This window comes from Bacillota bacterium (assembly GCA_012837335.1).
In the GTDB taxonomy this organism is placed as follows: Bacteria; Bacillota; Limnochordia; order Darwinibacteriales; family DTU012; genus DTU012.
Map to the genome: position 1 here is coordinate 25872 of DURM01000003.1, position 6911 is coordinate 32782.

Annotated in this window: 9 protein-coding genes, 3 tRNA genes and 1 other annotated feature; of the genes, 11 read left to right on the forward strand and 1 reads right to left on the reverse strand. The window is 47.8% G+C overall.

The window, feature by feature from the left end; translation table 11 throughout:
* Window positions 1-22: 22 nt before the first annotated feature.
* On the forward strand, window positions 23-1198 hold the full coding sequence (locus GX019_00265; protein HHT35593.1) for a 2-C-methyl-D-erythritol 4-phosphate cytidylyltransferase: 1176 nt from the start codon (window positions 23-25) through the stop codon (window positions 1196-1198).
* On the opposite strand, the gene GX019_00270 is transcribed toward GX019_00265, so the two are convergent.
* Entirely contained in the window at window positions 1195-1551 is a 357-nt protein-coding gene (locus GX019_00270; GenBank protein HHT35594.1) for a hypothetical protein, read from the reverse strand. The two genes, GX019_00265 and GX019_00270, sit on opposite strands and share 4 nt — an antisense overlap.
* Before the next feature lie 79 nt (window positions 1552-1630).
* Window positions 1631-1864 (forward strand) — a binding site (T-box leader).
* Between the two features lie 68 nt (window positions 1865-1932).
* On the opposite strand from GX019_00270, the gene cysE reads away from it, so the two are divergent.
* The 10 genes from cysE to tuf form a co-directional block, all read left to right on the forward strand.
* Window positions 1933-2595 carry a serine O-acetyltransferase gene (gene cysE, locus GX019_00275; protein HHT35595.1) on the forward strand — a complete coding sequence of 221 codons (663 nt, stop codon included), beginning with the start codon at window positions 1933-1935 and terminating at the stop codon, window positions 2593-2595.
* A 14-nt stretch (window positions 2596-2609) separates the two neighbouring features.
* Window positions 2610-4040 carry a cysteine--tRNA ligase gene (locus GX019_00280; protein HHT35596.1) on the forward strand — a complete coding sequence of 477 codons (1431 nt, stop codon included), beginning with the start codon at window positions 2610-2612 and terminating at the stop codon, window positions 4038-4040.
* Window positions 4037-4435 carry a ribonuclease III gene (locus GX019_00285; GenBank protein HHT35597.1) on the forward strand — a complete coding sequence of 133 codons (399 nt, stop codon included), beginning with the start codon at window positions 4037-4039 and terminating at the stop codon, window positions 4433-4435. Before GX019_00280 ends, GX019_00285 begins: the two co-directional genes overlap by 4 nt.
* A gap of 12 nt (window positions 4436-4447) precedes the next feature.
* Window positions 4448-5185: a 23S rRNA (guanosine(2251)-2'-O)-methyltransferase RlmB gene (rlmB, locus tag GX019_00290; GenBank protein HHT35598.1), complete on the forward strand. Its 738-nt coding sequence runs from the start codon at window positions 4448-4450 to the stop codon at window positions 5183-5185.
* Between the two features lie 168 nt (window positions 5186-5353).
* Window positions 5354-6001: an RNA polymerase sporulation sigma factor SigH gene (sigH, locus tag GX019_00295; GenBank protein ID HHT35599.1), complete on the forward strand. Its 648-nt coding sequence runs from the start codon at window positions 5354-5356 to the stop codon at window positions 5999-6001.
* A gap of 65 nt (window positions 6002-6066) precedes the next feature.
* Window positions 6067-6142: transfer RNA gene (locus GX019_00300), tRNA-Thr, on the forward strand.
* Between the two features lie 8 nt (window positions 6143-6150).
* A tRNA-Tyr gene (locus tag GX019_00305) sits at window positions 6151-6236 on the forward strand.
* Window positions 6237-6245: 9 nt separating this feature from the next.
* Window positions 6246-6322: transfer RNA gene (locus GX019_00310), tRNA-Met, on the forward strand.
* A gap of 95 nt (window positions 6323-6417) precedes the next feature.
* Window positions 6418-6657: a hypothetical protein gene (locus GX019_00315; GenBank protein ID HHT35600.1), complete on the forward strand. Its 240-nt coding sequence runs from the start codon at window positions 6418-6420 to the stop codon at window positions 6655-6657.
* A gap of 121 nt (window positions 6658-6778) precedes the next feature.
* Window positions 6779-6911, forward strand: a 133-nt coding sequence (tuf, locus tag GX019_00320) for an elongation factor Tu (protein HHT35601.1), incomplete at its 3' end; no start/stop codon positions are given.

Sequence of the window (6911 nt, forward strand, 5' to 3'; positions counted from 1 at the left end):
TATTTTATTAAGGGGTGGGATGATGGGAAAAGCCGGAGTGATTATTGCAGCAGCCGGAAGCGGCACGCGGATGGGACATGAAGTAAACAAAGTGCTGCTGCCCTTAGGCGGAGTACCGGTTTTAATCCGGAGCATCAAAGCTTTTGCGGACAAGCCCTGGGTAAGGGAGCTGGTTGTGGTTGTCCGCCGTGAAGACTCGGACCAGATTGCGGCATTGGTGGAAAAGTGGCAGCTTGGCTCAGTTAAGATAGTTGTTGGCGGTAAAAGGCGCCAGGATTCTGTGGCTGCGGGAATTAATGCTTTGTCAAGGGAAATTGATTGGGTGTTTATCCATGATGGCGCTCGACCTTTAATCAACGGGCAGACTATTGATACTGCTTATGAAATGGTCAAACAGTATCGGGCGGTCGGTGTTGCGGTGCCGGTTAAAGACACTATCAAGGTTGTTGATTCGGAGCAGATGATAATCGAAACACCGCCCCGGGAGCAGCTGTGGGCCATGCAGACTCCGCAGGTGTTTAGCCGAGAGTTAATTGAAGAGGCTTATCGGGAAGCGGAGCGGCAGAATTGGGAAGCAACTGATGACTGCAGTTTGGTGGAGCGGTTAGGAGTGCTGGTGAAGCTGGTTCCCGGTACATATGCAAATCTTAAGATTACTACTCCGGAGGATCTGACTGCAGCAGCTCAGTATTTGGAGGATGGGGAAGGTGGAAGCAGAATGATGCGGACAGGGATAGGATATGATGTTCACCGCTTGACCGCGGATTGCCCCCTGATCTTAGCAGGTGTAAAGGTTGACTATCACTTGGGATTAGCCGGCCATTCTGATGCGGATGTGGCCACTCATGCTCTCATGGACGCGCTTTTAGGAGCGGCTGGACTGGGGGATATCGGCAGGCATTTTCCTGATACCGACCCCAGCTATAAAGATGCATCGAGTTTAGAGCTTTTGAAAGTGGTGATGCAGAAGCTGAATAAACTTGGTTACCAAGTGAACAATGTAGATTTGGTGATTATGGCAGAGCGCCCTAAACTAGCACCTTATATGGAACAGATGCATACCATATTGGCTGAGGTCATAAATATCGATCGGGAACAGATCAATATCAAAGCAACAACCACAGAGCAATTAGGTTTTGTTGGCCGCGGAGAAGGAATCGCCGCTCTAGCCACCGCCTCGGTTTACAAACTTTATTAAAGACCGGCAACGGCGACAGCGCGAAACTCTCCGCTCTGAAACAGCTGCAGTTCAATTGGATATCTGCCTTCGATTACTCTGTAAACCTGTTCAGCGCAGGCAGCGGCCAGATCATGCCATTCCGGAGCTGAAGCTGGCGCTTGAGCTTCGGTGCCGACAAATTCAGTTTGGACGACTATGCGGGTTTCAACCCAAACAGCATTAATAATCTCGAGATTAGGCAGGGGCTGGTCTATTTCCATCAGCTTGTTCGCTGCTGTTTCCGGAGTGGGCTGCTTAAATTTAGCCGCTCCCCAGGAGATAGCGGTGATAAGTACCGCGGCAATTAAGATGAGCAGGGCAATCCTGTTCATTTTTTTACCTCCGTGCTTTGATTGACATGGTTTTACTTAGTGGATATAATATGGATAGCATAACCAAAAAACAGGAAAGCTAAAAGAGATGATAGGGATCAGTAGGTTTATTGGCGCTCATCCAGAGAATAGGTGCCAGCGGCTGGAAGCACCTTATGGGCAGATAAATCGAAATGCACCCTTGATCTGTCAATCCGAACATCATTGTCAGTAGGGTTGGCCGGGTTGTGGACGTTATTACACATTGAAGTGCCTGGACAGCTTGTTACGCTGTTCAGGAAACAGAGTGGAACCGCGAGCCCTCGTCTCTGTCCAAGAGCTGAGGGCTTTTTGTTTGGAAGACATTTAGTCTACAAAAGGGGGTAAACAATGTTTAGAAACATCTGGGATACTCTGCGTAAGGATATTCAAGCGGTTAAAGAGAGGGATCCCGCAGCGCGCAATGTGTTGGAGATTCTCCTTACTTATCCTGGATTTCACGCCCTGGAAATACACCGCATTGCCCACTGGCTGCACCGCCATAACTTAAGAATGCTGGCGCGGATTATCAGCCATATAAATCGCTTTCTCACAGGCATAGAGATCCATCCCGGAGCCAAGATCGGTAAAGGTGTTTTTATTGATCACGGCATGGGAGTGGTAATCGGCGAAACGGTGGTAATCAAGGATAATGTTACCCTCTATCAAGGGGTTACGCTGGGGGGGACTGGCAAAGAAAAAGGCAAACGCCATCCAACTATTGAAGAAGGAGCTGTAATTGCCTGCGGCGCGATGGTGTTGGGATCATTTACAGTTGGCGAGAACGCCAGGGTGGGAGCCGGCGCCGTTGTGCTGAAAAGCGTACCAGCTAATTCCACCGTGGTAGGGGTTCCCGCTAAAGTGGTCGTTCAGAACGGCCAGCGCGTCAATAAACTGGATCACGCCAATGTTCCGGATCCATGCGCGCAGCAGGTAGCAAAACTGGTTGATCATATTCAGGCGTTAGAATTGAAAATTAATGAGATGCAGAAACAGCTTGATGAGCAGAAAGTAAATGCATCCTAAAAGAAGGTGAGCAGATGACAATTAAGGTTTATAACACATTAACGCAGCAGAAAGAAGAACTGCAGAATGATGGCGAGCGGGTCGGGATTTATGTCTGCGGTGTCACCCCTTACAGCGACACTCACCTAGGTCATGCCAGACCGAGTGTTGTCTGGGATGTGATTAAGAAGTATTTAAAATATCGAGGTTATGAAACGTTTCATGTGCAGAACTTTACCGATATCGATGATAAAATCATCAGCCGATCGCTGGAAACCGGTATTGCTCCACTAGAACTGGCTGCCCATTATGCCCAAGACTATTTGGAAAGCATGGATGCCTTGGGAGTAGAGCGGGCAGATTTATATCCTAGAGTAAGCGAGCATATGCCTGAGATTATTAATATGATTGAAACTCTGATTGAGCGGGGTCATGCCTATGCCGTCAACGGCAATGTATTTTATGATGTAACCAGCTTCCCGGAATACGGTAAGCTTTCTAACCAGAAATTGGATCAGCTTCAAGCCGGTACAAGATTTGAAGTGGATCCTGATAAAAGGCATCCCCTGGATTTTGCCCTGTGGAAAAAGGCAAAGCCTAATGAGCCGGCCTGGGACAGTCCCTGGGGTAAAGGCCGCCCGGGCTGGCATATTGAATGCTCAGCCATGTCCAATAAGTACCTGGGTCCGGAATTTGACTTCCACGGCGGTGGCTGTGATTTGATTTTTCCCCATCATGAGAACGAGATTGCCCAGTCGGAAGCAGCTACCGGCAGGCCACTGGCTAAATATTGGCTTCACAACGGTATGCTCAATCTAAAAGATGAGAAAATGTCTAAATCCCAGGGGAATTTCATCACTGTTAAACAGGTATTAGAGCAGTATCCAAAAGAACTGGTCCGCTTCTTTATTTTATCCAGCCACTACCGCTCAGAGTTGGAATACCACGATCAGAAGCTGGATGAAGTTGGCCGCGGCTGGCAGCGGTTTAACGACTGCGTCAGCGCCTTGGCTAAAATGGTTGAAGAGCCCACGGAAAAGCTGATTCTTCCGGAGGAGGAAACAGCGCTTTTAGAAGCAGTATATTTAGCTGAAAAGAAGTTTAAAGACGCAATGGATGATGATTTTAACACTGCCATGGCCATAGGCGTGCTCTTTGAACTGCTGCATCAAGTTAACGCCTTTATTGCAAAAGGTAAAACAACTCCTGAAGCAAATTTTGTTTTACACCAAGCTTATCAGGTGTTTTCCACTCTGGCCGGAGATATTTTAGGCATCATCAAATTGGAAGAGGATCAGCTGGCCGGTCTAACCCAGCCTTTAATGGAGCTGATTTTAGAACTAAGAACCGAACTGCGCAAACAAAAGCAGTACCAGCTGTCTGATTATATTCGCGATCAATTAGCCACATTAAATATAGTGATTGAAGATACTCCGAACGGGCCGAGGTGGAAATTTAAATCATGAGTGAAATAATAAATCTACAGGAACAGGACTTTGATCCAGAATCGCTTCCACCTTTGGTACTTGCGTATATCGGCGACGCTGTCTTTGAACTGTATGTGCGGCTGCGCCTGATAACACAGCTGCAGACCATGAATCAGCTGCATGAGCACGCGGTTAGGCATGTAAAGGCAGCCAGCCAGTCGGAGTTTCTAGCGATTTTACAGCCTCATCTGACTGAGGACGAGGAGCGGATTATGCGGCGGGGGCGCAACGCGAAAGGAAACGTGCCCCGCCGTGCCAATCCGGTGGAGTACCGGCGCAGCACAGGGTTTGAAGCGCTGCTTGGTTATCTGTATTTGACCGGGAAGAATCAGCGGTTAAAAGAGCTGCTGGCTTTACTGGAACCGATAGAGTAGAAGGAGTATGCCATGGACAAGCATGAACATTCCGATTTAATTGCAGGGCGCCATCCGGTGCTGGAGCTGTTTAACTCCGGCCGGCCTGTCAATCAGCTGTATGTGGCTGAAGGCAGCCGCCATGGATCAATGAAGAAAATTATCGCTCTGGCTAAGGCAGAAAACGTGCCAGTTAAGGTGGTGCAGCGAGAGTATCTGGACAGTCTCTGCCCGGGTTCGAACCACCAGGGTGTAGCAGCCAGAGTGGCTCCCATCCAATATATGGAGCTGGCCGATTTACTGGCCATGAATAAACCCCCTTTTTATTTAGTGCTGGCCGGAATTGAAGATCCCCATAATTTAGGCTCCTTGATCCGCAGCGCAGAAATCTGCGGGGTTAGCGGCGTGATTATCCCGAAACGGAGGGCTGTTGCGGTAACCCCGACTGTGGTAAAAGCATCGGCAGGGGCCGTTTCTCATATGCCCATTGCCAGAGTCACCAATACTGCTGCAGCCCTCCAGGAGCTAAAAGATGCCGGATGTTGGGTTGTAGGCGCGGATATGGATGGGGAAGTGTGCTACGAGCAGGATTTGAATATTCCCATTGCGCTTGTGATCGGCAGTGAAGGCCGCGGCCTGCCGCGACTGGTCAAAGAGCGCTGCGATCTGTTGGTGCGCATTCCTCAGTATGGATCAATTGATTCCCTTAACGCCGCGGTGGCCGGGGGTATCTTGATGTACGAAATAACGCGGCAGAAGCATTTGCAGTAGATAATACCAGCGGAAAGACAGCCCGAATAGCTTGACGCTTAATTACCAATGGTGTATAATGAGCAATGTAGTGGACAAGTGTGGTAAGAGGCGTAACAGTGGGGCTTTCGGGCATCTTTCTAGCTTGGAACCCTCTGGACCATTACAATCCAGATGGAGGCGATGTAGTTGGGTGCGAACGCACAGAAGGATTATATTCTAGATTACGATACCATGGACGACGAAGAAATCGTAGAATATGCCCGTAACAGCAATGATGTTGCGCTTGAATATCTGATAAACAAATACCGCAATTTTGTTAGAGCTAAAGCGCGCTCTTATTTTTTAATCGGGGCAGACCGAGAAGATATTATTCAAGAAGGAATGATTGGGCTTTATAAAGCTATTCGTGATTTTCGTCCGGATAAATTAGCATCATTTCGAGCCTTCGCTGAATTATGCATTACACGCCAAATCATTACCGCAATTAAGACAGCAACAAGACAAAAACACATTCCATTGAACTCATACGTATCTTTAAACCGTCCCATCTACGATGAAGAATCGGATCGCACTCTTTTGGATGTAATTTCAGGTTCCAAAGTTACTGACCCGGAAGAGCTGGTAATCAGTAAAGAGGAATTCAATGATATTGAAACTAAGATGAGCGAGTTTCTCAGTGATTTGGAATGGAAAGTGCTCATGTTTTACCTCGAGGGTAAAAGCTATCAGGAAATAGCGGACGATTTATCCCGTCACGTTAAGTCCATCGACAACGCTCTGCAGCGTGTCAAACGCAAGCTGGAGCGATATTTAGAAAAACGGGAACAGGAATAGGAAAAAATTTAAAAAAGTAGTTGACAAATAAAAACAGACATGGTATAGTAATAAATGTGTTCAGAGCCGGTGTAGCTCAATTGGTAGAGCAGCTGACTTGTAATCAGCAGGTTGCGGGTTCGAGTCCCATCGCCGGCTCCAGCATATATGGAGGGGTTCCCGAGTTGGCCAAAGGGGGCAGACTGTAAATCTGCTGGCAGTGCCTTCACAGGTTCGAATCCTGTCCCCTCCACCATTTAAATAGCGCGGGGTGGAGCAGTCTGGTAGCTCGTCGGGCTCATAACCCGAAGGTTGTCGGTTCAAATCCGGCCCCCGCAACCAATTTCTCCGATGATTGAACATCGGTTTTTTTGTTATTTGTACGTTTGTTGCAATCCACATCCGGCAGGCATATAGTGATCCGGGAGGAGATTTGAGTGCGCACTGCTGTTGGTGGATTGTGCATAGGCTGTATTTTAGCTTCGCTGTTAATGCTGTTTATGTCGTTTTTAGCTGCTTGGTCTGCGGTCACTCTTGTGGGAATCGCTGCCGAGATTCTGACAATACATAAAGGAAGATCAGATGCAGCGGATTCAAGTATTGGGTTTTGGATTATGATCGGGGCAGTGGTTCCGGTCTACAATTGGGTATTAAAAGGGTTTGTCGGGGTACTCTAATAGAGAAAAAATGCCAGTACGCTTAATTGCAAGCAGGATATTTTTTCTCGGTACCGAATAATCCTGTGAGCCGTTTAATGGTTGTTGATCAGCTAATAAATATAAGCAAGGGGGACAAACAATGGCAAAGCAAAAGTTTGAAAGAACCAAACCTCACGTTAACGTGGGAACCATCGGTCACGTTGACCACGGTAAAACTACTACCACAGCGGCAATTACTATGTATCTTGCCAGTCAAAATAAGGCAGAAGCTA

What these genes read in the sequence shown, in the direction of transcription:
- GX019_00265 (HHT35593.1), top strand. Translation starts at nt 23, where the DNA reads ATGGGAAAAGCCGGAGTGATTATTGCAGCAGCCGGAAGCGGCACGCGG.
- GX019_00270 (HHT35594.1), bottom strand. Translation starts at nt 1,551, where the DNA reads ATGAACAGGATTGCCCTGCTCATCTTAATTGCCGCGGTACTTATCACC.
- rlmB (HHT35598.1), top strand. Translation starts at nt 4,448, where the DNA reads ATGGACAAGCATGAACATTCCGATTTAATTGCAGGGCGCCATCCGGTG.
- GX019_00280 (HHT35596.1), top strand. Translation starts at nt 2,610, where the DNA reads ATGACAATTAAGGTTTATAACACATTAACGCAGCAGAAAGAAGAACTG.
- GX019_00285 (HHT35597.1), top strand. Translation starts at nt 4,037, where the DNA reads ATGAGTGAAATAATAAATCTACAGGAACAGGACTTTGATCCAGAATCG.